Below are 24559 nucleotides of genomic sequence, written 5' to 3' on the forward strand. Positions count from 1 at the left end.
AAACTGGTGACAGGCGGATCAGCGATTACCAAAGAGCTGGTTATGCGGTGGAAGGACAGCGTGGAATATATGAACGCCTATGGTCCGAGCGAATCAAGTGTAATTGCAACCGCGTGGACGTACCGGGAAGAGGATATGGGGTATCCATCGGTACCGATTGGCAAACCGATTGCCAATACTCGAATTTACATTATGGATACACATCAAAAGCTGCTACCGCTGGGAGCAGCCGGGGAAATGTGCATTGCGGGAGACGGATTGGCCAGGGGATATCTGCACCGGCCGGAGCTGACGGCGGAGAAGTTTGTGGCGAATCCTTACGAAGCTGGAGAGAAGCTGTACCGCACAGGCGATCTGGTGCGTTGGCTGCCGGACGGGAATATCGAATTTTTGGGAAGAATCGACGATCAGGTGAAAATTCGGGGCTTCCGCATTGAGCTGGGTGAAATCGAAGCGCAGCTAATGAAGCATCCGCTTGTCCGGGAGGTAGCGGTGATCGCGAGGGAAGACAAGCAAGGCGAGAAATATCTGGCGGCGTATTTTACAGCAGAGGGCGAACCGGGAGTGGAAGAGCTGCGGGAACAGCTTATGCAGGAGCTGCCTGATTATATGGTGCCGTCCAGCTTTATGCAGCTGGATGACATGCCGATGACTCCGAGCGGAAAAATTGACAGGAAGGCATTGCCCGAGCCTGAATGGCAGGGAAGCGACCACACAGTCAGCAGCCCAAGAAATGACGTTGATTTGAAAATCCAGAAGGTATGGCAGGAGATTCTCGGCATAGAGTCGATCGGAATTGATGAGCATTTCTTTAGACTGGGTGGCAATTCGATCAAGGCGATTCAGGTGGTTTCGAGGCTGGCGCTGGATTTTGAAGTGGGCATTAACGACATCTTTCAATATCCGACGATTCGGGCCTTGGCGGATAACATTAAGTATTCCAAAGACAGATTAAAACAATTCGTGTACGCCTTACGGGAAGTGGCAGCTTCCGGAGAAAACGGCGTACCTGGTGTTGTCTGGAAAATGCGCGAGAGTCTCAAAGAATACCGGAAGAAAAATCAGGGTTATGAAAACATCGATCTTTCTGAACGGGCTGACTACCGTAATGTTCTGCTGGTAGGAGGAACAGGGTATCTGGGAATCCATATTTTGTTCCAATTGCTGCAAAATACGGAATATAAGGTGTATGTACCTGTTCGGGGAACGAGTGACGATGAGGCGCTGGAAAGACTGTGGGCGAAGCTGAAGTTCCATTTTGGCCTTGAGCTTGATGGGGAGAAGGCCTGGGAAGACAGAGTGTGCGTGTTTTGTGGAGACTTAACCCAGGACTACTTTGGACTGAGCCGGGAGCGCTATGAGGATTTGGCCGGAAGCATTGATGCGATCATTAACTCGGCGGCAAATGTGAAGCATTTTGGGCATTACTCGGAATTTCAGGCGGTCAATGTGGAAGGGAACGAAAGACTGATCAAATTTGCTGGCACAGGGAAGAAAAAGACCTACAATTTCGTTTCCACCACCAGCGTAGGTAGTGGCTGGATAGAAGACCAGAGCAGCATCATGTTCACTGAATATGATTGCAATGTCGAGCAAAGCTCTGATAACTATTATGTGATGACGAAGCTCGAAGCCGAGAAAGAGATTGTAAGAGCAAGGGAAGAAGGGCTTGATTCCAATGTGTTCAGGGTCGGGAACCTCGTGTTTGATTCCAATTCGGGGATCTTCCAGGAAAATATTTCGGATAATGCATTTTATTCGTTGGTAAAATCGATGATCAAACTTGGCCGATTACCCGCAATTCAAGATAAAACCATGAACTTCTCCTTTGTGGATGAGGTGGCCAAGGCAGTTGTACTCCTGTTCGACCGGAAAAATCTAATCAACGAAACCTATCATCTGTTTAACAGCCATCAGGTTAGCATGATAGCTTTTGCCAAGCTTTTGAAGCAAGCGGATATAAATGTAAAGCCGATGCCAGTGGAGGATTTTACCGAATACATGTTTGAAAAATACGATGAACCGGAGACAGAGCAGGAGGTTGCCCGGATTCTTGTTCATTCCAACGTCTTCTTTGAGGGAGCAAGCAAAACGTTGTTCATGACGATGAACAAGAAGACTGACGGTATTTTGCAGGAGCTGGGGTTTGAGTGGTCCAGGCTGGACGGTCAAAAAGTGAAGCTGATGATGGATCATGTCAAAAAAGTAGGGTTTATGTAAAAGAATAGAAGGGAAGGAGGGGGAAAAATGGATGCGATTAAATTGGCAAGCACTTACTTTTTCGGAACTGAAGATTATATTTTATCCAACAGCATGATCGCAACGGTTACTTTTAAAAGAAGAATCGACGCTGAAAAATTGTTTTCCAGCTACCGCTCGCTCATCATGGACAATCCTTTGCTGCAAGCCAAAAGGGTGGAACAATTCGAAAAAGACACGTTTGTATGGGGGCATTTTTCTCAGGAAGAGCTGGAACATTTTCTGGAGGCTGAAAAGGTGAAGCTTTCCCAATATTTTACGGAAGAGGAGGTACTGGCTCAGTATAGACCGACCAATGCCAGACTTCCGTTTCGTATTTACCCTATAAATGAATATACAATGATATTTGCTATGAACCATGCGGTGGCTAATGGGCTGAGCTTGGTTTTCTGGATCAAGAGATGGCTTGAATATTACTCAGGCGAACCAGATTCCGAGCCGGAAAATAAGGCGGCAAAGGGCGACGTCTCCAAAGACAGGCTGTTGCGTATGAAAAGAAGATTTTCCGCTTTTATGTGGATGCCGGTTTTTGTTGCAGGTTTTATGTCCAGGGTTAGGGGAAAAGGGACAGGCGTTGGCGAAACCGTTGATTTGAGTTACGGCAGAAGGCCGGAGCAAGGCGGCGGTTATGTCAAAAAATCGTATAGATTCAGCAAAGAGGAGACTGGTGAGATTTTACGGCGATGCCGGAGCCTAAAAATGACATTAACCGAATACATCTGTTATCGAATGACTGATGGACTACTGCAGCATGCTCCCTGCAAGCAACGCGTGTTTGTCTCCATGCCTATGGATTTGAAGTTTCTGCATAACTACTCGCCGGAAACTATGCACGGTAATTACGTCGCAAGCCTTCCAATGCAATTTTTCCGGGCTGGAAATTTGGAAAAACAGGTGAAATCTGCGTTCAAATGGTTCAAAAGGGGGGTTCCCTATGCGTTGTCGCTCTTTTTTGCTTCGTTTTCCAATTCATATCGGAAATATAAACAACAGTGTCTTGAATTGGTTATGAAAACAATGCCTGAAAGATTCCCCCTGTGGAATTTTACCATCACCTTGTCCAATCTGGGAGTCATATCGTATCCGATTATGGAGGAATGGGTGGATACCATCTATTTTTCCATCAAAAACCAGTCGTTATTGCTCACAACGGCTACGCTTTCGGGACGTTTAATGATGGAGGTCAGCGTATTGGAGAATCTTTACGATTCGGAAGAAGTCTTTGGTCTTTTTGACCGGATTTTATCCGTGGAACAATTGTTGAATGATTTATCCCCCTGTCAAGTAGATAAATAAAACAGACTAAGCAGCCAGCGCGTGCCGATACTTAATCGACGCGCGCTGTTTGAATTTGACTGAACTCGTTGGCAGTTATAAAAGTAAAAAAATATCCCCTCCAAGTTCTCTCTAGCCTCATGATACCATGTGGACTTTTTTGAGTGTCTACTTGAAGGGGATATTAACCGGTGCAATCTAGCCGAGAGTCCTTTTTTGTTGATGCAATTGAATGCTTTCGTGTATCACTCGGGGTACTTCTGTTAGCTTCTGTATCGTATACATCACGGAGTTAACGTTTTTTTGCAGCTCAACCATGTTGTAAACCCATTCCTTGGGCTGCTTGAGATACACGGCATGAATGCCTGCAGCAAGGGCGGGAGATACATCGGTGCGCAGGGAGTTTCCAATCATCCAGGTGATGCTTCGGTCAAAGCGGTTCATCTGAATAATTTCCTCCAGTGCCTCGACATTTTTATGCTGGCGAATGTAGATGCGATCATCAAAATAGTTAGCCAGCTTCATCTGTTCAATCTTCTTTTCCTGAATGACCTGCTCACCGCCGGTGTAGAGGTGCAGGGCATGCCCGGCTTTTTGGAGGGAGTTTAACGTTTCGACCATCCCGGGATACGGTTCAATTTCCTGCTCGTACACACTTCGGCCAAGCGAGCGAAGCTCCTGCTCTTCCCTAGGATCTGTACGGCGTCCGAATTGCTCCGAGAAAAAGTGGTACGTATCAATCAAGGACTGTGGAAAATGCTCACTGGCAAATCCCACCTGATGAACACCAGCCACATCAATTTCGATTTGTTTTTCACGAATTGTATTTTTCGTCAGGTTACGGGCTGCAAACCATTCCTGAAGCAAATCGAAAAAGTGGTTGAGAATAAGATCGAAATACTTGTTGCAGTGGACCAAAGTGTCATCAAGATCGAATAATATGTGCTGCTTCGGATACGACATGTTGCATACTCCTTCCAAGCCAATGCTTTAACGATATTCGGTTATAACGGAGGGCACAGTTCAAATTACAGTCCGATATAGGATTCCAAAAATACCTGTAAATCAGCCGCTCCGTCGGGGCGAATGCTGAATTTTTCTTTGTGATAACGTCCAATATGGATACGGAGCAGGCCAGCTACTCGCAAAATCATCATATCAGACATGAGCGTGTCTTCCAATCGGCTCAAATCATGACGCATATCTTCGAGAGATTTAGGGCCTTGAGCCACGTAACGCAGAATCCGCAGACGTTGCGGGTCATTTACCGCCCGAGTCAGCCGAAGCAGGAGTGTAGGCGGTTCTTCCTCGCTTTCTTCGGGAACGTCTACCGGATACTGGATCAGCAGCATACGGGTATAAAAACAGTACGAATTGATCGGACGGTTATGGACGACTGGAAACAGAACAACTGTATCCAAATCTTCCATATGAGGCACGATCAGTCCGGCTGTGGCGTATTCAACCAATGCTTCCGGTTCCATTTTGTTCAGAAGCATACGTTTTTCTGCAGCGTCTTCCTCTGCCAGCACACGCAGTTCGCTTTCCATTGCCCGGAAGTAGTCCCGGTCCCATAATTTGAGGAGAGGGGCGTACACCTTGCGAATGCGCAAAGATTCTTCAAAGGTTAAAAAAGGAACATGCGGAACAATCAGCTCGAACATATCTTCATCCGGGCCGTGGTCCAGATAAGCGATATAATCGGATATTTCATCCGATTCCGGTCGAAGCAAAGCCCAAACATAAAGCGCGTCATAATCGCTAAAAGGGCAATCCTGCGCTGTAGCCAGCTCGGTGTGAACTTCGTTTTGTAGCCGTGCATCCACTTTATCGATCCACTCATGGCCCAGGTCCATGTCATGTACCCATTTTTTGGTTACATAGGCCATAAAGCTGCCGAGTAATTCGTAAATTGGAGAAGTGTCTATTTTAATTTGATAACTCATGGAATCAAATGCCTCCTATTCTGTCTTCGAGCCCAGAGCGGTGAACGTAATTAAGCCCGTCCATAAGCAAAACATGAGCATTTAGAAATTGCTCACTTATTTATTATGGCTTGTTCTGCTGGGCATTGTCCACTATAATATAAAATAGTGCGCTGTGACGTGATTGGGTTCGGATTGAACATACAAGACTCCCTAACGATGCGGAGTCGGTTACATATCAGACAGACTTTCCGTAAAATCGTCATCTCAGATGGCGATTTTTTTCATCTTTTCTTTTATGCACTAAAAATACCGAAATTTGCATGTATTCTGGCTGTGTTTGCATGACCGCTATATATGGTAATAAGGATATCTATTGATTATGGAATCAAATGCAAATCATTCCTTAACATTCATTTTAAGATAGTGCTATTTTTATATGTTATATCAGGAGGAACCATGATGTCGTCGTCAATGCGGTTGCATTATTTTATTTTAATTATGGTTATTGTTGTGGCCGGTTTGTGTCAAGGGCTACTGTTGCCGATTTTGTCCATCTCTCTGGAACAGATGGGTGTTTCTTCTTCACTGAATGGAATGAATGCCGCTGCTTTGTATATTGGTTCATTTGCTATGACGCTGGTGGCTGAACGGACATTGGGATGGTTGGGCTTCAAAAAGCTGATGGCCGGAGGACTTGTGCTTGTGCTCTTTACGCTACTACTGTTCCCGCTAGTTCCAGATATCCGAGTGTGGTTCGTATTGCGACTGCTGGTCGGAATCGGAGACAGTGCACTGCATTATTCCGCCCAACTGTGGATACTGCTAGTGACTCCGGCAGAGAATCGTGGGCGTAACATTTCTTTTTACGGCATGTCCTATGGGCTGGGGTTTGCACTGGGTCCGCTTGGATTGTGGTTGCTTGATTATGGAATGCTGGTTCCGTTTGCAGCGCTGGCTTTGTTGTGCTTGCTCGTTCTGGTGCTGGTGCTCATGAAGCTTCCGGATTCCAGACCGGAAAAGCTGGAAAGAGAGGCGCGCCCAGCACAAAGATTCCGGCGCAGCTATAGCTGGGCATGGTACGCGCTGCTGCCTGCATTTTTGTACGGTTATATGGAAGCCAGCCTGAACAGCAACTTTCCGGTATATGGCCTGCGCATTGGCTTTCATACGGATGAGATTGCCGCGCTACTCCCCTTTGTCAGCTTGGGCGGATTAGTTCTCCAGTTGCCGCTAGGTATATGGAGTGATCGTTGGGGCCGTAAAAAGGTGCTTATAAGCGTAGGCATAACGGGTGGATTGATCTTTATGTTGATGCCATGGAGCGGCAATCATTTTATGCTGACACTGGTATTATTGGCGGTGGCGGGTGGTTTGGTAGGCTCCTTTTTCTCCTTGGGGCTGGCTTATGCGGCCGATCTGCTGCCCAAATCATTATTGGCCGCCGCCAATGTGCTGGCATCCTTTCATTTTAATCTGGGAAGTGTGATCGGACCTAACATTAGCGGGGCGCTACTGGACTATGGAACCCAAGGCAGCATGTTTCTGGTTCTTGGAGGCAGCTACGTCATTTTCGGGTTGTTGGGATTGTTCTTCCGAAAAACAATATCGACAGCATAAAACTACGGTTTGCATGGTATTTGTTTTACATTTACTATAAACTATAGACAGTATTGATGGCGGGCAAAGGGGAATCACAAAGATGATTAGAATACAGAAGCTGACCAAGCAAGTAGGGCCTGAACGGACCTTGTTACTTCGGGGGATTGATGCTGAAATTCACCCGGGCGAACTGATTGCCGTAGTGGGACCGAGCGGAAGCGGCAAAACGACGCTGCTGCGCTGTCTTGCTTTGCAGGAGCCATGGGAGGAAGGCAGTCTGATAGTGGACGGCCAGGATGTGCTGAAATCCGGATGGACGAACAAAATGAAAATAAAGCGGGAATGGGCATATCTGGAGCAAAATCCGCATTTAAATATGAATCGGACCGCTCTCAAAAATGTGCTGATCGGCAGATCGGGTCAGACTCCATTATGGAGAATGGTGACCGGGATGGTGCGTTCTGACGATTATATGGGAGCAATGGACGTATTGGAGGATCTGGGTCTGCTGGATAAGGCGCATGACAAATGCGACAAACTTAGCGGTGGTGAGCGGCAACGGGTAGCGACTGCGCGTGCGCTCGTTCACGGGGCCAAGGTCATTTTGGCTGATGAGCCTGTAAATGGACTTGACCCCACTTCAGCAGCTCATGTGATGGATACCTTCCGCAAGCTTTGCTCTGACGAACGGGTGACGGTAATCACCGTATTGCCGCTGGAGATGGCTGAACGCTTTGCTTCCCGTATATGGGGATTGAACGGCGGCGAACTCGTATTTGATATTCAGGGCAGACGACTGACACAGGTGGAAAAGAACAAATTGTGAAGGGGACGGCAAGAGAAGTGAAAATGATGTTGTTGAGAATGTTAACCGGCTGCTGCGCATCACTGCTTCTTGTTGGATTTTTAAGCGGCTGTAATGTCATTAGCGATCCAATTTCGCTGATGCAGGCACCGATGATGTCTGATGAGAAACAGCAGTTGAATGGTGCAGTGGTTACTCAGCTTGGAATGGTACAGCCTCTGCGACCCAATGACCCCGATGACCCCACGCCCATCCGGACGGGGGATCTGAACAATGATGGTACGGACGAAGCAGTGCTTTTTTACGAGACACCAGATGAAAGTGTGAAAATACACGGGGCCTTGTTCGAGGATCAAAACGGAACGTGGGTAAAGAAGCTGACGTTTGACGGGGAAGGTACTGTGCTGGAATCGTTCAAGCTGGTCGACGTAACGAATGATGGCACGCTCGATATTGTAGCGGGCTTTTCCAGCGGGGATAGCAGTGATGGTGGCGATCAGAAGGGACTTATCGTGTATTCCTATACCGGAGGAACTTTGGAGAAAATATATGCTACAGGTTATACGGACTTCGTCGTAGACGATTTTAATCATAACAAGATGGACCTGAACGGGGACAATTTGAATGACTTGACGATTATCCTGCTGCGTCGTAATGAATTTTTCACCGTCAAAACATTCCAATTCAGCGGGGGAACCTTTAAGGAAATCGGATCGCTGGATTTGGACAGTCAGGCGCTTAGTATCTACAATGTGGTCGCTGGTAAGGTAGCCGAGGGTAGGCAGGGGATCATTATTGATACCAAGATTGCTCAGACGACTACGGTGTCCAATGTTATTGTGATGGACCACGGCAAGCTCAAAAAGCTTGATCTTATGGATGTGACCTTTAAGGATGCTACCATTACTAGCGGTGATGTAGATGGTGATGGCATTCTGGAATTTGGCAATTTGGAGAAGCCGAAAGGCTGGTCCAACAGGCCACTGGATGAGGTTCCGTATTTTGTTTCGTTCTATCAGTGGGATGGGGCCAAGGGAACGATTTTCAAGCAGCAGCAGTATCGTGATTCCAATGATCAGGTCTATTTCAGGCTGCCAAAGGAACTGCATGGCAAAGTGACTATTGATCCGAAAGCATCAAAGAAGGACAGCTATTTGCGGTTCATTTTGGACAATACAGACAAAACGATTGCAGAAATTAAATATTTCTCATTGTCGCAATGGGAGCGAAACAATGAAGGATATAGCCAGCTATGGCGAACCAATGCACAGGTGATTGGTATCAAGCGATCCAGTGAGCTGGAACCACGTAAAACCATTAAAAACAAGTTGGGGGAAAGGCAGGTAGAATAGAGTGAGTAAAGTTTTGATCATGGAAGACGAGGAATCCATTCGCAGCTTTATCGTCATAAACTTGAAACGAAACGGTTTCGAGGTGCTGGAGGCAGCGGATGGGCATGAGGCTCTTAATATTTTGAACACGGTGCGGGATATTGATATCGCGTTGCTCGACGTAATGGTGCCCGGTATGGACGGTTTCGAGGTCTGTCGAAGAATTCGGGAAACGAATGAGCGAATTGGTATTATCTTTCTCACGGCGAAGGTACAGGAGCAGGATAAGGTGTATGCCTTGTCTGTAGGGGCTGATGATCATGTGAGCAAGCCCTTCAGCCCGACGGAGCTCATTGCCCGTATTCAGTCGCTGCTGCGTAGGGTGAATGTACACCGCGAGACAGCGGCTAAAGTATCCTTCCAGTCTGGTCCGTTCACGCTGGATCTGATTGCCAAGCAATTTAAGAAAAACGGGCAGTTGATTGAGCTGACGCCAACAGAGTTTTCCCTGATTCAATTTTTTCTGGAAAAAGAAAATACACCGCTTAGCCGGGATGTTTTGCTTGACCACGTGTGGGGCAAGGAATATATGGGCGATCCCAAAATCGTGGATGTGAACATCCGGCGGTTGCGGCAAAAAATTGAAAACAATCCTTCCGAACCTGCCTTTTTGCAAACGGTATGGGGGCATGGGTATAAATGGAAAGGTCAGGCTCAATGATCAAAAAAGGGATTGGCAGACAGATTGTGCTTCACTATTTTTTTGTGGTGTTCTTGGCGCTTCTGTTGGTAGAAGTCATTTTCATGATTGTAATCCGTGCATACTATTACGACACGATTTATAAGCACGTGGAAAGTCGCATCCAATCGGTAAGTGAGTTTGCACCCAAATTCAAGGAGCCGGGACAGTCTTTACAGTCGTATCTGCTTAATACTTTTTCATTAGGGGATACGGAACTGCAATTGCTCGATGAGAAGGGGAATGTAATAGATAATTCCACGAACTTTGCGGCAGAAACAAGTGTACAAACCAGTGATGTGACGCAAGCATTAGCGGGGGATACGGGGAGCTGGATTGGGAAGCAACCTGGTACGGGTCAGCAAGTTATGGCGGTATCCAAAAAACTGGATAATATCGTCGGAGATCAGGTGTATATTGTTCGGTATACGACCTCGCTGGAAAAGGTCAACGACAAGCTATTTACCATTACGCTCTTCTCCGTGGGCATCATGGTAGCTGTACTGGTTATTGTATTCGTGGTCAGTACAGGACTCGCTAATTCCATCGTTAGGCCGATTAATAATATCCGTGATGTATCAGCTCAGATGGCGCAAGGGCGATTTGATGCACGAATTAAAGGAGATTATCGCTTTGAGTTGGGTGAGCTGGCTTCGACACTAAACTACATGGCCCAGGAAATTGCTAGAACGAATCAAATCAAGGATGATTTTATCTCGTCCATTTCCCATGAGCTGCGTACGCCGCTGACTTCTATTAAGGGATGGAGTGAAACGCTAAATTCCGGCGGCTATGATCCAGAGGAGACGAAGATCGGGATGCAGATTATTTCCAAGGAGACGGATAGGCTGATTGGTTTGGTCGAGGAGATTCTTGATTTCTCCAAGCTGGAACAAGACGCAATGAAGCTTGTCATGGGAACGGTTGATCTGCGCGAGCTTTTGCAGGAGATTATGCTGAACGTATGGGCCAAAGCGGAAATGAAGCAAATTAAACTTCAGCTGGACTCGGAGGAAACGGCATATCTGGTTCATGGAGACGGCAACCGTCTGAAACAGGTGTTTTTAAACATTGCGGACAATGCCATCAAGTTCTCGCATGAAAGTTCTATTATTTTTCTGTCACTGCAAAAGATCGGGGACAACATCGAGGTGTCTGTGCAAGACACAGGAATCGGGATTAGCGCGGAGAATCTTGCGAGAGTAAGAGAACGATTCTTCCAGGTAGACCATCAGAATGGTGGTACGGGCTTGGGACTGGCAATCTCGCAGCAGTTTGTGGAGCGCCATCAAGGGCAAATGCTCATCAAGAGTGAATTGGGAGCAGGCACCACGATTACAGTTTCATTGCCTGCTTTGCAAGCCGAGCAACCCGTAGAGCCACCGCAACTCACTGAAGGCTAGTTATGTAACCGAAAGTTAGTTTTAAATAGATGTAAATTAGAAAAACAGCCAGTCCTCATTATAGTGAAGGGCTGGCTGTTTGACATATTTCGTTCCATTATGAAGTAAAACCTTCAGCGCGCAGGCGTGTGTTGCGCTCATAAGCTTCTTTCAACATGCGGGCTGTTTGTGGGCGTACCGCCATTTTACCGAATACCGTTTCATTCGGCCCGATAACCATAATTTCACTCGGGTTGCCCTTGATGACTGCACCGTCACGAATTACAGCACCTTCACCGATAATTGCGTGCTCAATATGCACATTACGACCGATACGGGTGTCAGGCATAACGATACTTTCCTTAATAGCCGAGCCTTTACCTACCTCGACACCGCTAAATACGACGGAACGTTCAATTTGACCTTCTACTTGGCAAGAATCATGCAGGAGGCTGTCCAATGGCTCCGTTTTGCGGTTAGATAGCTTATGTGCGCTCAACCTTGTACGGCGTTCACGCGTATACATAGGCCAGTCTGTCCGTTGCAGGTCAATAGCGCAATCCTCCTGCAGCAGATCCATATGTGAATCCCACAAGCTTTTAACGGTACCTACGTCCTTCCAGTAGCCTTGAAATTCGTAAACATACAAGGATTCTTGATCCGTCAGCATTTTAGGAATGATGTCTTTACCGAAATCATGGCTGGATTGCTCATCCTCGGCGTCCTCCACCAAATACTTTCTTAAATAATCCCACTTAAACAGGTAAATCCCCATAGAGGCCAGATTACTTTCAGGTTTCTCCGGCTTTTCAGCAAATTCGGTGACACGCAGCTCCTCATCGGCACTCATGACGCCAAAGCGGTGGGCTTCATCCCAAGGTACTTCCATAACGGAAATCGTAGCCGCAGCAACTTTTTCCTTATGATAGTTCAGCATTTCACGATAATTCATATAGTAAATATGATCACCGGATAAAATAAGCACGTGTTCCGGGTTTTGACTGTCTATATATTCGATATTTTTATGAATGGCGTCTGCCGTTCCCAAATATTCAGCGTTGTCTGTATTATAAGATGGAAGTAAGGTAACTCCCTTGTCGTTCGTTTTGGTAAGACCCCAGGGAGTCCCATCTCCAATATGCTCGTGCAAGGATTCCGCCTCATATTGCGTCAGCACACCTACAGTATCGATGTCTGAATTAACACAGTTGCTGAGAGGAAAATCGATAATTCGGTAATGACCGCCAAAGGGTACGGCGGGTTTTGCAATCGTTGAAGTAAGGGGAGCAAGACGGCGTCCCTCTCCGCCTGCCAGCAGCATGGCAATGCATTCTTTATTAAACATTTCCTTTCCCTCCCGGTTTAGTTGTCTGTTGTAGTACATACATAAACGGTATGGGGTGCTCTTGAAACCATCAGGTGTGTAAGATCCCCCAAAATTTAAGGTTTATTTTTTTCATAGTCATTTTTCTGTTCATTGTGGCTAGAATGGGGTAATAACTCAAGTCAGCTTTGACCGGAAAGTAAATGCATTTCCGAATCATACATTTTGTACGAAACAAACATATAAAGGTGGTGACGTGATGACAGACCAAACTCTCCCGCAACAGGCTGTATCGCCGGAAGATATTTATTTGTTTCACGAAGGAACGCTTTATCACAGCTACCGATCTTTGGGTTCCCGCCTTACTGTGGAGAACGGAGAACAGGGCGTCCGTTTTACGGTCTGGGCTCCTCATGCTCTCCATGTCGGGCTTGCTACAGATCGTAACAACTGGAATGGGGAACAGGATTCCTTATATAGAGTTCCCGAATCTGGCTTTTGGAGTCGTTTTTTTTCGGGTATATCCCAAGGAACTTTTTACAAATATGATATTACGGGTGCAAACGGTGAACGTTTTCTAAAAGCAGACCCTTACGCGGTACGCGCAGAATTAAGACCGGCAACGGCTTCCGTGGTCGCTTCACTGGAGGGTTATGTTTGGAACGACGCGGCTTGGCGGCGTAAACGGAGAGAGCCTTATGGAAAGCCTCTTCATATATATGAGCTACATTTGGGCACCTGGAAACAAAAAGAAGACGGTACGTTTTATACATACAGGGAAATGGCTGAGCTTCTTGTGCCCTATGTAACGGAAATGGGTTACACGCATATTGAGCTTATGCCACTCAGTGAGCATCCGTATGATCTTTCCTGGGGATACCAGCTCACCGGATATTTTGCACTGACAAGCCGTTATGGGGAACCGCATGATTTTATGTATTTGGTGGATCGTTGTCATCAGGCAAGCATTGGGGTGCTTATGGATTGGGTTCCGGCTCATTTTGCCAAGGATGCTCATGGTTTGAGACTGTTTGATGGATCGCCTCTGTTCGAATACGAGGATCCGCTGATTGCAGAAAAGCCCGGTTGGGGGACGCTGACGTTCGATTACAGCAAGCCGGAGGTGCGTTCTTTCCTTATATCCAATGCGCTGTTCTGGATGGATGTGTACCACATTGACGGCCTGCGTGTAGATGCTGTGACGAGTATGCTGCGGCTGGATTTTGAAAAGCAGGACGGTCAATATCGTTTTAATTCCAAGGGAGGCATTGAAAATGAGGAGGCTATTGCCTTCCTTCAACAACTGAATGAGACCGTATTCCGCTATTATCCGTATGCGCTGATGATGGCAGAGGAGTCCAGTGCCTGGCCGATGGTTACCTCCCCGGTAAGCGATGGAGGACTCGGCTTTAATTACAAATGGAATATGGGCTGGATGAACGATACGCTTGATTATATTGAAACGGATTTCGATCAGAGGCCTGAGCGCCATAATTTGCTGACGTTCCCCATAGCCTATGCATACAGCGAGAATTTTACACTGCCGTTGTCGCACGATGAGGTCGTTCATGGTAAAAAGTCGCTGCTTGATAAAATGCCGGGTAGCTATGAGCAAAAATTTGCCGGACTTCGAGCGCTTCTTGGTTACCAAATTACCTCACCGGGCAAAAAGCTGTTATTTATGGGAGGGGAATTCGGCCAATTCATCGAATGGAAGGATCAGGAGCAGCTTGACTGGTTTCTGCTGGATTATGACAGTCACCGTTCGCTGCACGCTTTTACGAAAGCGCTGAATCATTTGTATATACAGGAAAAAGCATTATGGGAGCTGGACCATTCGTGGGATGGCTATCAGTGGATTGAGGCGGAGGACCGTGGACAGAGCGTAATTACGTATTTGCGTAAAGGGAAAAAGCCGGGAGATACACTGGTCGTGCTTATTAACTTTCAGCCTGTGTCAAGAGATAACTACCGAATTGGTCTGGAAAAGGCGGGGAGCTATATTGAACTGCTGAACAGCGATCATTCGGACTTTGGCGGTAGTGGCCAGTTGAACACCGAAGTGTTGCGCACAGCCAAGATCCCTTGCCACGGACAACTCCATAGCTTGGAGCTGACCATTCCGCCGCTGAGTGTCGTTATACTGAAGAAAGCGCCCCGAAAAGCTAAAAAAGCAGATTAATCCATGTTACAACTGGTTTAAAATAGGGTTGAGGTCATAAGGAGGAAGCACATATGAACATTTTATTTGCGGCAGCAGAAGCACATCCATTTATTAAAACAGGCGGGTTGGCGGATGTCATTGGTGCACTGCCGAAGGCACTTCGTCAGGCGGGGTGCGACGTCCGAATCATCTTGCCTAAATATGCGGGGATTCCCGATACTTATAAGGAGTCTCTGCGTCCGGTAACAGTCAAGCATGTCGCCGTAGGCTGGCGTGATCAGTATTGTGGAGTAGAGGAACTGACGCTGGACGGGATCAAGGTTTATTTTATAGATAATGAATATTACTTTGGTCGTGACGGAATTTACGGCTATATGGATGATGGCGAGCGTTTTTCCTTTTTCAACCGGGCGATTTTGGAAGTACTGCCTGATTTGAATTTTCAGCCTGATATTTTGCATTGTCATGACTGGCATACCGCGATGGTGCCGTTGCTATTGAATGCCAATTACCGTCATTTGCCCTTTTACAGTGATATTCGCACGGTGTTTACGATACATAACCTGCTGTATCAGGGGGATTTTCCATATGAGGTCTTAACGGAACTGCTGAATCTCGACAGTAGCTATTTTACCCCTGAGGGTGTGGAGTATCATGGCAGACTGAATTTTATGAAGGGTGGGCTGACCTACTCGGATCATGTCACCACAGTAAGTCCTACCTATGCAGAGGAGATTCAGACAGAATTTTACGGCTACGGGCTGGAAGGGCTGCTGCGTAAGCTGGGAGAGCAGGGGCGTTTGTCGGGTATAGTGAACGGAATTGATACCAAAAGCTACAATCCTGCTACGGACAATCGTATTTATACGAAGTACCGCACCAGTCTGGTCAAGAAAAAGGAAAACAAAATAGGTCTGCAAAAGGAGCTGGGTTTGCCGGTACGACCGGATGTGCCTTTAATTGCGATGGTAACCCGACTTGTGGATATGAAGGGACTGAACCTGGTAACCAGGGTGCTTGATGAGATCATGTATTATGATGATATTCAGTTTGTTGTGCTGGGCACGGGAGATCCAGCCTTTGAGCACTGGTTCCGGGAAGCGGCTGGACGTTATCCCTTGAAAATGTCGGCGCAGCTCGCTTTTAGTGAACCTTTGTCCCGTAAAATTTATGCTGCAAGCGATATATACCTTATGCCGTCGAGGTTTGAGCCTTGCGGGATCAGCCAGTTGCTAGCGCTTCGCTATGGAAGCATCCCGATTGTGCGGGAAACGGGTGGTCTGAACGATACCGTACATGCTTACAACGAGTCTACAAGCGAAGGGAACGGCTTTAGCTTCAAAAATTACAATGCGCATGATATGCTGCATACGATTCGTCGTGCGGTTGATTTTTATCGCCAGCCTGAGCATTGGTCCAAGCTTACGCACACTGCTTTTGCAGGAGAGTACAGCTGGGATGTGTCGGCGGGAGCGTATCTGGATATTTATCGTTCACTGACAGGGAACGAATGAACTAAGTCGACCAAGCAGGAGTGTCTGAACAAGGTAGAACTGACATAGTACAATGGAAAAAGGACATCCCTCAGAAGCCAATAATGGCTGAGGAATGCCCTTTTTGCTGTGATCAGTCGCCTCCGCCTCCACCACAGCTGCTTCCGCATGAGGAACTGCTGCACGAGGAATGGCTGCCGCCGGAATCACCTGAATCGTGGTGAGATGAGCCTCCATCATAGGAGCTATCGTGGGAAGAGTGAGGATGCGAGTGGTTCGTATCCCAGTTCGAGCAACCACTTGCTGAACTACAGCCTGATGAGCTTGCTAATGCCGCACTTCCTGTAGCATCAGGATGCATGTGCAACGCAAACTGATGGGGTTGATACCAGGAATACCATACGACGGCCAGCAGCAGATAATCTATTTGCAAATAGTTGACCTTCGGCAGCCGCTTGCCATCTGGATCATCCACTGCTTCATTCACCCGATTACGCAGATGGTCCATAATCCTCTGAACCGCTTGCTGTGCCTGCTGAGAGATGCCGATGCCCTCCTGCATATTCCAACGGTCGCCTGCTGGCTGCCCGGAAGCTGTCAGCTTGTAATAGTGTGCAAGCTCGTTATTCGGTAATGGATGATTGAAAAAAGTCCCCCATAAGCTCGCACTATAGCGGTTCCAGCCAAAGCATTCCACATACAGCCAGTCGAACCATGCCCGTTCATCTGGCACCGGCTGTGAGCCAGCGTGAGGGGCGTGGTGCAGCATGCGACCAAAGAAGGCTTCCGAGAATTGCTGGTATTCCCGCGTAAACATCAGCATTTCGTGCCACAGTTCATCCACATCTGGACTGAACATTGGCACTCGGTTCATAATTGCACATAGCATAAAATAGCGTTTGAGCTCATTCCAGCGCCAATCGTATTCCTGTTCCGTCAGGTGAGGATGAGAATCCATCACACGCCGCCTTACACTATGAGCGTAGGAGGCTGGAATAGATCGTTCCAGAAGCTGCATGAGTTCTATAATCTCCTTATGCCGCCCCTGTTCAAGGGAAGAGGGAGACGGGGAGCTAAGGAAAAATGCATTACGGCGGCGTGTCTTTCGATTTTCCCTGTTCCTTCGGTATAATGCTCGAAAAAAGAACCACAAAATAATGATGTCGACCACAATAAACAACGCCCAAAAGCTGCTCATATGATTCATAATGACTGCTCCTTTCTGGAAAGAAGACGAAATTAAAAATTTGGCGAAATTAAAAATTTAAATTTTGCTTTTCAGCAGAGCGAATTCTTCCTTAATCTGTGTCAGCAACTCAGGATTCGTGATTACATCACATGCGGTCCAGGCCAAAGTTCTGGCGGCTAACAACATTCCTTCCAGCGCCCGGTCCTGCATCGCCAAATCGCGGAATTCAGGTGTATGCAAGGTATGCTTCTCGTCAATAACTTGAATGTACGGATGAATGGCGGGACAGTGCAACGACACATTTCCAATATCCATGGAGCCGTGATCTTCGCCCTCCGTGATGTCCTCCTGCGGAATGCCTGTCAGCACCAGGTTTGCGATAAAGGCATCGGAAAGCGCACGATTGGTCACCATTTCATCATAAGACGTCTCATAATTTGAGGTTTTCAGACGACACCCGGCTTGTAAGGCCGCTCCTTTGGCAATTTGAATAACGCGGCGAGTCAATGAATTCAGTTCATGCCGTGTAGCAGCCCGTACATAAAATTGGGCAGAGGCATAATCAGGAATGATGTTCGCTACCTGGCCTCCTTGATTAATAATGCCGTGAATACGTACCGTACTCTTCACCTGCTGGCGGAACGCATTAATGCCGTTGAACGTTTGAATCACCGCGTCCAGCGCGTTAATACCTTCGTGGGGACTGGCAGCGGCGTGAGCGGATTGCCCAAAGAATTCGAATTGTACGGCATCAATCGCCAGCGATTTGCCCGATTTTTCATAACGGTAATAAGGATGCGTCATGAGCGCTATATCGCAATCATCAAATAACCCGGCAGCCGCCATGGGAACCTTGGCTCCGCGTGTTTCCTCGGCAGGTGTGCCGTATACTCGTACTTCTCCACCGATCTCGTCAATGACCGATTTGAGACCGACAGCCGCTCCTGTGCTCATCATACAGATCAAATGGTGTCCGCATGCGTGTCCCAGACCTTTCAGGGCGTCATATTCTGCCAGAAAAGCAATGACCGGACCGGGTTTGGCTGCTTTATAAGTCGCAATGAAAGCCGTTTCGATACCCAGTACAGGGGCCTGAACTTCAAATTCGTGAAAAGCCAATTCCTCTTTTAGACGGGCAGCCGCCAAAAATTCCTCATTCCCCAGCTCCGGGTTTGCGCCAATATATAAAGAAATGTCCTTAAAACGTTGGGCATGCTCCTCAATGGTACGTTGGATCGTATTTTTGTTATTCATGGAAAAACTCCTTTGTAAAAGCTGTAATGTAGGTATTACGTCAGGTATGCTGAAATTGTACTATAACATTCATTGCATAATCATGCATATTCATTTATAATGACACAATCTTATTTATTATAAAGAATTTAAGGAGAGAAAAAAAGATTGAAAAAGGCATATCGTTTTACCGCCCTGATTCTGACGGCGGTTATCTTGCTGTTGGCTGGTCTTCCGATGCTTACTGCATACGGGACGGAAGCGAAGACACAGCCAAAACTTGTACTCGGCATGAGTGCCGATTTTCCGCCGTATGAGTTTCATAAAGACATTAACGGTAAGGATACCATTGTAGGCTTTGACGTTGATATTGCAAATGAAATTGCCAAGGATCTTGGCGCGGAGCTGGTTATTGAGGACATGAGCTTTGACTCCTTACTGCCTGCCCTGCAAAGTGGTCGTGTAGACCTGGTACTGTCTGGTATGACACCAACGGATGAACGCAGAAAGAGCATTGATTTTTCGAATGTATACTACCACTCCAAGCAAGTCATTATGGTACGTCCGGAGGATAAGGACAAATATCCGACGATGGCTGCTTTGAAAGGCGAGAAGATCGGCGCACAAAAGGGCAGTATTCAGGAAGAGATTGCTCAAAAAGTGCCCAATGTCGCTGTAACTTCGCTGGATAAAATCTCCGACCTGGTGCTCCAGCTTCGGACACAGCGTATTAACGCTGTCGTGATTGAAGATACAGTTGCTAAAGGATATACGTTGGACGGTACTGTAACGCTCGCCAAGGCGGTGCCTGAGGATGAGGGAGCAGAAACAGCTGTAGGTATTCGTAAGGGAAATGCTGAACTGCTGGCATCTGTAAATAAAACGTTGGCTCGCCTGAAAGCAGACGGGTCTATTGAAAAGTTTTCCACGGAAGCGAGTGCGCTCTCTGCGGATCGACAGGTTTCATCCAACAACATCGTGGATATATTTTGGAAATATCGCAGCTTTTACGTTACGGGTATCGGCTACACGTTGTTGCTGTCTGCGCTCGGGGTACTGTTCGGATTTATCATTGGTCTGATCATCTCTCTGCTGCGGATGAGTGGTGTACGTATCATTGAATGGTTGGGTACGGCCTACGTAGAGGTACTACGTGGTACACCTATGCTGGTACAGCTTATGATCATCCATTATGGAGTTGCTTTGACGCTGGGCGTCAATTTTACGCCACTTCAGTCCGGTATTATTACGTTATCTCTGAATAGCTCGGCATATCTGGCTGAAATTTTCCGTGCAGGTATCCAGGCAGTGGACCGTGGTCAGATGGAAGCAGCCCGTTCACTCGGTATGGGACGAGGCAAAGCTATGCGTCACGTCATTTTACCGCAAGCGTTCAAGTCTGTACTGCCTGCGATCGGCAATGAGTTTATTACGATTATTAAAGAGTCCTCCATCATTTCTACCATCGGTATGGTGGATATTATGTATCAGGCCCAAGTCATTAAGAACATCACCTACGAAGGATTAAGTCCGTTCGTCATCGCGGCTGCTATTTATTTTGTAATGACATTCAGCTTGTCGAAGCTGTTGGGTTTATGGGAAAGGAAGTTGAGAGCCAGTGATCACCGTTAAACAACTGCGTAAATCGTTCGGCAAAAATGAAATTTTAAAAGGCATTGATATAGATATTGCCAAAGGCGAGGTTGTTGTCGTCATTGGCCCGAGTGGTTCGGGGAAAAGTACATTTTTACGTTGTATGAATCTGCTGGAGCAGCCGACCGACGGGGAGATTTTGTTTGAGGGCGAGCCGATTACAGCCCGTGGTCATAATATTAATGCGACTCGTGAGAAAATGGGGATGGTGTTCCAGCATTTCAACCTGTTCCCGCACAAAACGGTGCTGCAAAATTTGACGCTTGCGCCGACTCAGGTTAGAGGCCAGTCCGTGAAGGAAGCGGAGAAAATTGCGCTAGAGCTACTGCGCACCGTTGGACTTGAAGACAAAAAGGACACCTATCCCAATCAGCTATCCGGTGGACAGAAGCAGCGGATTGCGATTGCACGCGCCTTGGCGATGCAGCCGCATGTGATGCTCTTCGATGAGCCGACTTCCGCTTTGGACCCTGAAATGGTCGGGGAGGTGCTGGACGTGATGAAGAAGCTGGCTGAGGGTGGCATGACGATGGTCATCGTGACACATGAAATGGGCTTTGCCCGCGAGGTAGGAGACCGCATTATCTTTATGGATAACGGTCAAATTGTGGAGCAAGGTACACCGGAGCAAGTTTTTGGCACTCCAAGCCATGATCGTACCCGGGATTTTCTTGCCAAGGTTTTGTAAGAAATGAGCTTATAAAGGCTATGAAGTAAGCCCTCCGCGGTGGAAGTTTGACGGGAGGGCTTTTTCTTTTTTTGTCATCCTCGTTCAGATTTTTGTAACTGATTTCGATTTCATGATGACAAAATTGTAACAGATGTAGTATGATGTTCAGGGTTCCCAACATTTTCATGCAGATAAGGTTACAAAATTGTGATATTATGCAGTGAGCCAAAACTTACCGGGGCAGCAGACAGCTACGACAGACGCTGAATGCGGGACCCAAAACCATGGGAAGTGCGGGGGACGTAACAACGGCAGTAACTTCTGATCCGTCTTCATACGAATGGATGGAAGGTTGCCTAGGGGTGAATTGCACAAAAGCATAGGGCTTCTCCTGAGTCCGAATCCGACAGCTAACTTCGCAGGCATAACAGAGGAGGTACATATCTTTTGAAACATCTGAAACGTATTGGAAAAACAATGAAATTTGCGGTGCTGGCAGCAGCCATTGCAGGATTGGCGCAGACAGCCGGGGTAGCCGACGCCGCTTCGCTTCATACCGCCAAGGAAGGTGATACCTTCTTTTTACTTGCTCAACGTTACGGGGTATCTGTAGAAGATCTGCAAAAGGAGAACCCGGATGTTGCCGCCAGCAATATATATGCAGGAGTGCAAATTAAGGTGCCGGACGAGAACAAGTTAAAGGCCGCTTCGGATTCGAAGCCTCAGCTTCTTTCCGAGAAAGCGCCAGCAGGTGACGGTCAACAGGTTGAAGCATGGGGCAAAACATTTAACTACAGCAAAGTAGTTGACGTGAAGGCCACAGCGTATTCCGCAGCAGCCAGTGAAAATGGAAAATGGGGAGCGGTGGACTATTTCGGAAATCCGCTTAAGCTCGGTACGATTGCGGTAGACCCCAACGTAATTCCGTTGGGTACGAAAGTGTTGGTTACAGGCTATTCCCACCCGGGGCTGCCCGATCAATCTTTTGTAGCGGTAGCACGCGATAAGGGCAGCGCCATCACGGGTAAACGGATTGATATTTTCATTCCAGGCAGCCCATCTTTTGTGAGTGACTTTGGTTTTCAGAATGTGAAGCTGTATGTCATTGATAAATAGACTTATGTAAGCAAATGAATTAAGTGAACATAATATATATTATGTAAACTATAATCTGTGATCTATAATCAAATAGCTTAATCGCAGGTTCAGATTCATATATGGGTCTTGTCGATTAATAAAGGGCTGTCTTGACGAGCAGAATGCATCTGCTGGTAAGACAGCCCTTTTTACTGTTATTTCCGCTCCGAGGTGTGAAGTAGCCGGGGAACCGTGACAAATTTGTAGCCCTTGGCTTTCAGCGACTGAATGAGACCCGGCAGGGATTGAACAGTGCCTTTCAGATTGGAACTTTGACCTCCACCTGCGTGCATTAAAATGATGGAGCCTGGTCCGGTAGCCGGGATCACATTACGCTGAATTTGTGTTTTACTGAGTCCCTTCCAATCGAGGGAGTCTACGTTCCAATTGACAATCATGTAGCCGTGTCGACGCGCCCACTGGATCTGAGGCTCCGTAATTTCACCATAGGGCGGGCGGATCAGCTTGGGTCGAAAGCCGACAGTGGCCTCCAAAATATGTTCTGTTTTCTTAATCTGGTTGCGAAAGCGTTCCGGTGAAGCCTTCCTAAAATCCGGATGGGTATAGGAATGGTTGCCCAAGGCATGGCCTTCACGTACGATACGGCGAATCATGCCCGGGTGTTTTTCCGCACGGTGACCGACAATAAAGAAGGTGGCTTTGATCCCATTCGCGTGCAAAATGTCCAGAACCTGCGGCGTATACCGGGAATCGGGCACGTCATCAAAAGTCAGGGCAATTTGCTGCGTATGCGGGCCGCACATTTTAAAAATATCCGCATGTTTTTTCCGAAGCATGGCTAATGTGGGAGTGGCTCGTTCTCTGCTCTTATGTGCTGAAGAAACAACAGTCGCTTCCTTGGAATGAGTCGTTCCGATATCGGGAGGCGCGTCCGCGTGAACGGGAAAACTCGAAAATGCTAGTAACAGTGCCATCATTGGCAATATTCCCCTGTACGGCATATGTATCCCCCTTTCCGTGCAGTGGTACCTTCTGTTGCTTTCATTTATTATGTACCTGACATGTTGAAATTATGCTGCTGAACAGGTTAGACTATTGAGTGGTTGAGTGGAAATGCCCTGTGTAACGGATGTAAGTGAAGATCACGAAGCTAAACGCACATATTCTATTAAACCTGAGCGAAACAGCAGCATTTTCGCAACTTTTAGCCTTTTAATGGATTCGGTATCCAGTGATAGCTGGTGTATAATGGGGTTGCAATTCATATTGTAGAGACATGGAATTAAAGGAAGGATGGATCAATGTGACCGACTTGTTTACTCCTTATCAATTAAAGGGACTCTCTTTAAAAAACCGGATTGTAATGCCACCAATGTGCCAATATAGCGTGGAGGCCAAAGATGGAAATCCCAATGATTGGCATCACGTCCATTACGTTAGCCGGGCAGTAGGTGGCACCGGGCTGATTATTGTGGAAATGACAGCGGTCCACCCGGATGGACGCATTACAGATTATGATCTGGGTATTTGGAGTGACGAGCATATTCCTGCATACCGTAAAATAGTGGAGGAAGTCCACAAGTACGGTGCCAAAATCGGAATTCAATTAGGTCATGCCGGACGCAAGGCTGAAGATGCTGATTTGCCTGTCGCACCGTCCTCGATTGCTTTTAGCGAACGTTTTAAGGAGCCGCACGCTTTGACGACAGCCGAAGCCAGGGAGCTGGTTCAGGCTTATAAGGAAGGCGCACGCCGCGCGGTGGAAGCCGGTTTTGATACAGTAGAAATTCATGGCGCTCATGGTTATCTAATTCATCAATTTCATTCCCCTTTAACGAACACAAGAGAAGATGAGTATGGACAGGATTTATCGCTGTTCGGTGTTGAAGTGATTCAGGCTGTTAAAGAGGTGCTTCCGTCTGATATGCCTGTGTTGATGCGGATATCCGCCAAAGAGTATGTTGAAAACGGATATAATGTGGAATACATAGCGGGCATAGGGGAACGATATCGTGATGCAGGTGTGGATATTTTTCACATCTCCTCTGGTGGCGAGGGGCCGATTGGTTCCAATGGCGGTCCATCTGCGCGTGCGGGATATCAGGTGGATTTGGCACGTGATATACGTGAAAAGCTTAATGTGCCTGTAATCGCTGTCGGTCTACTGGACGATTATGAGGATGCGCGGCGGGTGATTCAGCAAAAAGAGGCTGATCTGGTAGCGATAGGACGCGCCATGCTGCGCGATCCGTATTGGGCGCTGCATGCGTCGCGGGAGCTGAAAGTACAGGCGGATATCCCGGAGCCTTACTTGCGCGGTTTTTAGAATGCACTTTATTTTTTAGAATGCACTTTGTCGGATAATATTTTTGAAACTCTATTTGCAAAGCTTGCGTAAACATGTGTACAGAGCTTAA

Annotated in this window: 19 protein-coding genes and 1 riboswitch; of the genes, 13 read left to right on the forward strand and 6 right to left on the reverse strand. The window is 47.2% G+C overall.

What is annotated here, in order from left to right; all coding sequences use genetic code 11:
• Positions 1-2220: SDR family oxidoreductase (locus ABH897_RS13240; RefSeq protein WP_404592166.1), on the forward strand; the 2220-nt coding region annotated here is incomplete at its 5' end.
• A gap of 27 nt (positions 2221-2247) precedes the next feature.
• Entirely contained in the window at positions 2248-3555 is a 1308-nt protein-coding gene (locus ABH897_RS13245; RefSeq protein WP_404580401.1) for a hypothetical protein, read from the forward strand.
• A 177-nt stretch (positions 3556-3732) separates the two neighbouring features.
• Here the strand turns inward: ABH897_RS13245 and ABH897_RS13250 are convergent, their stop codons facing one another.
• Together ABH897_RS13250 and ABH897_RS13255 are read right to left on the reverse strand one after the other, a co-directional pair.
• Entirely contained in the window at positions 3733-4497 is a 765-nt protein-coding gene (locus ABH897_RS13250; protein WP_283652074.1) for an HAD family hydrolase, read from the reverse strand.
• A 65-nt stretch (positions 4498-4562) separates the two neighbouring features.
• Positions 4563-5480, reverse strand: coding sequence for an ArsR family transcriptional regulator (locus tag ABH897_RS13255; RefSeq protein WP_404580400.1), 918 nt, complete (start codon positions 5478-5480; stop codon positions 4563-4565).
• A 441-nt stretch (positions 5481-5921) separates the two neighbouring features.
• On the opposite strand from ABH897_RS13255, the gene ABH897_RS13260 reads away from it, so the two are divergent.
• From ABH897_RS13260 to ABH897_RS13280, 5 genes are all read left to right on the forward strand, one after another.
• A complete protein-coding gene (locus ABH897_RS13260; protein WP_283656276.1) occupies positions 5922-7079 on the forward strand; it encodes an MFS transporter in 1158 nt (385 codons plus the stop codon).
• Between the two features lie 82 nt (positions 7080-7161).
• A complete protein-coding gene (locus tag ABH897_RS13265; protein ID WP_283652073.1) occupies positions 7162-7887 on the forward strand; it encodes a phosphonate ABC transporter ATP-binding protein in 726 nt (241 codons plus the stop codon).
• Positions 7884-9218 carry a hypothetical protein gene (locus ABH897_RS13270; protein WP_404520183.1) on the forward strand — a complete coding sequence of 445 codons (1335 nt, stop codon included), beginning with the start codon at positions 7884-7886 and terminating at the stop codon, positions 9216-9218. Before ABH897_RS13265 ends, ABH897_RS13270 begins: the two co-directional genes overlap by 4 nt.
• A 1-nt stretch (position 9219) precedes the next feature.
• Positions 9220-9918 (forward strand): response regulator transcription factor, encoded by a 699-nt coding sequence (locus tag ABH897_RS13275; protein WP_014281511.1) that lies wholly within the window; start codon positions 9220-9222, stop codon positions 9916-9918.
• Positions 9915-11339: a HAMP domain-containing sensor histidine kinase gene (locus ABH897_RS13280; protein ID WP_283656274.1), complete on the forward strand. Its 1425-nt coding sequence runs from the start codon at positions 9915-9917 to the stop codon at positions 11337-11339. Before ABH897_RS13275 ends, ABH897_RS13280 begins: the two co-directional genes overlap by 4 nt.
• 97 nt (positions 11340-11436) lie before the next feature.
• Here ABH897_RS13280 and ABH897_RS13285 read toward each other — a convergent pair whose 3' ends face one another.
• Positions 11437-12663 (reverse strand): glucose-1-phosphate adenylyltransferase, encoded by a 1227-nt coding sequence (locus ABH897_RS13285; protein WP_283652072.1) that lies wholly within the window; start codon positions 12661-12663, stop codon positions 11437-11439.
• Between the two features lie 238 nt (positions 12664-12901).
• On the opposite strand from ABH897_RS13285, the gene glgB reads away from it, so the two are divergent.
• Together glgB and glgA are read left to right on the forward strand one after the other, a co-directional pair.
• On the forward strand, positions 12902-14824 hold the full coding sequence (gene glgB / locus ABH897_RS13290; protein WP_283652071.1) for a 1,4-alpha-glucan branching protein GlgB: 1923 nt from the start codon (positions 12902-12904) through the stop codon (positions 14822-14824).
• A gap of 53 nt (positions 14825-14877) precedes the next feature.
• Positions 14878-16320: a glycogen synthase GlgA gene (gene glgA, locus ABH897_RS13295; protein ID WP_404520182.1), complete on the forward strand. Its 1443-nt coding sequence runs from the start codon at positions 14878-14880 to the stop codon at positions 16318-16320.
• Positions 16321-16432: 112 nt separating this feature from the next.
• Here the strand turns inward: glgA and ABH897_RS13300 are convergent, their stop codons facing one another.
• Together ABH897_RS13300 and ABH897_RS13305 are read right to left on the reverse strand one after the other, a co-directional pair.
• Positions 16433-17506, reverse strand: a complete 1074-nt coding sequence (locus ABH897_RS13300; protein ID WP_404592168.1) for a glycine-rich domain-containing protein — start codon at positions 17504-17506, stop codon at positions 16433-16435.
• A gap of 57 nt (positions 17507-17563) precedes the next feature.
• Positions 17564-18742, reverse strand: coding sequence for a M20 family metallopeptidase (locus tag ABH897_RS13305; RefSeq protein WP_404592170.1), 1179 nt, complete (start codon positions 18740-18742; stop codon positions 17564-17566).
• A 147-nt stretch (positions 18743-18889) separates the two neighbouring features.
• Here ABH897_RS13305 and ABH897_RS13310 point away from each other — a divergent pair, with 147 nt between their 5' ends.
• The 3 genes from ABH897_RS13310 to ABH897_RS13320 all read left to right on the forward strand — a co-directional run bounded on the left by ABH897_RS13310 (position 18890) and on the right by ABH897_RS13320 (position 22160).
• Positions 18890-20353 (forward strand): ABC transporter substrate-binding protein/permease, encoded by a 1464-nt coding sequence (locus tag ABH897_RS13310; protein ID WP_404592171.1) that lies wholly within the window; start codon positions 18890-18892, stop codon positions 20351-20353.
• The gene (locus tag ABH897_RS13315; protein WP_044648469.1) at positions 20340-21062 is read left to right on the forward strand and encodes an amino acid ABC transporter ATP-binding protein; all 723 of its coding nucleotides are present in this window, start codon (positions 20340-20342) and stop codon (positions 21060-21062) included. Before ABH897_RS13310 ends, ABH897_RS13315 begins: the two co-directional genes overlap by 14 nt.
• A gap of 246 nt (positions 21063-21308) precedes the next feature.
• Positions 21309-21484, forward strand: a riboswitch (cyclic di-AMP (ydaO/yuaA leader).
• 7 nt (positions 21485-21491) lie between these two features.
• Positions 21492-22160 (forward strand): 3D domain-containing protein, encoded by a 669-nt coding sequence (locus ABH897_RS13320; protein ID WP_283652065.1) that lies wholly within the window; start codon positions 21492-21494, stop codon positions 22158-22160.
• A 176-nt stretch (positions 22161-22336) separates the two neighbouring features.
• Here the strand turns inward: ABH897_RS13320 and ABH897_RS13325 are convergent, their stop codons facing one another.
• Positions 22337-23143 (reverse strand): polysaccharide deacetylase family protein, encoded by an 807-nt coding sequence (locus ABH897_RS13325; protein WP_404520177.1) that lies wholly within the window; start codon positions 23141-23143, stop codon positions 22337-22339.
• 302 nt (positions 23144-23445) lie between these two features.
• On the opposite strand from ABH897_RS13325, the gene ABH897_RS13330 reads away from it, so the two are divergent.
• Complete coding sequence (locus ABH897_RS13330) at positions 23446-24468, forward strand: NADH:flavin oxidoreductase/NADH oxidase (protein ID WP_283652063.1); 1023 nt, start codon at positions 23446-23448, stop codon at positions 24466-24468.
• The last annotated feature ends 91 nt before the right edge of the window (positions 24469-24559 follow it).

The organism is Paenibacillus sp. RC73 (assembly GCF_044908085.1).
Lineage (GTDB): Bacteria > Bacillota > Bacilli > Paenibacillales > Paenibacillaceae > Paenibacillus > Paenibacillus terrae_A.

Bases quoted from the DNA above. Each gene is read 5' to 3' on its own strand.
- ABH897_RS13245 (WP_404580401.1), top strand. From the start codon at position 2,248: ATGGATGCGATTAAATTGGCAAGCACTTACTTTTTCGGAACTGAAGAT.
- ABH897_RS13250 (WP_283652074.1), bottom strand. From the start codon at position 4,497: ATGTCGTATCCGAAGCAGCACATATTATTCGATCTTGATGACACTTTG.
- ABH897_RS13255 (WP_404580400.1), bottom strand. From the start codon at position 5,480: ATGAGTTATCAAATTAAAATAGACACTTCTCCAATTTACGAATTACTC.
- ABH897_RS13260 (WP_283656276.1), top strand. From the start codon at position 5,922: ATGTCGTCGTCAATGCGGTTGCATTATTTTATTTTAATTATGGTTATT.
- ABH897_RS13265 (WP_283652073.1), top strand. From the start codon at position 7,162: ATGATTAGAATACAGAAGCTGACCAAGCAAGTAGGGCCTGAACGGACC.
- ABH897_RS13280 (WP_283656274.1), top strand. From the start codon at position 9,915: ATGATCAAAAAAGGGATTGGCAGACAGATTGTGCTTCACTATTTTTTT.
- ABH897_RS13285 (WP_283652072.1), bottom strand. From the start codon at position 12,663: ATGTTTAATAAAGAATGCATTGCCATGCTGCTGGCAGGCGGAGAGGGA.
- glgB (WP_283652071.1), top strand. From the start codon at position 12,902: ATGACAGACCAAACTCTCCCGCAACAGGCTGTATCGCCGGAAGATATT.
- glgA (WP_404520182.1), top strand. From the start codon at position 14,878: ATGAACATTTTATTTGCGGCAGCAGAAGCACATCCATTTATTAAAACA.
- ABH897_RS13300 (WP_404592168.1), bottom strand. From the start codon at position 17,506: ATGAATCATATGAGCAGCTTTTGGGCGTTGTTTATTGTGGTCGACATC.
- ABH897_RS13305 (WP_404592170.1), bottom strand. From the start codon at position 18,742: ATGAATAACAAAAATACGATCCAACGTACCATTGAGGAGCATGCCCAA.
- ABH897_RS13325 (WP_404520177.1), bottom strand. From the start codon at position 23,143: ATGCCGTACAGGGGAATATTGCCAATGATGGCACTGTTACTAGCATTT.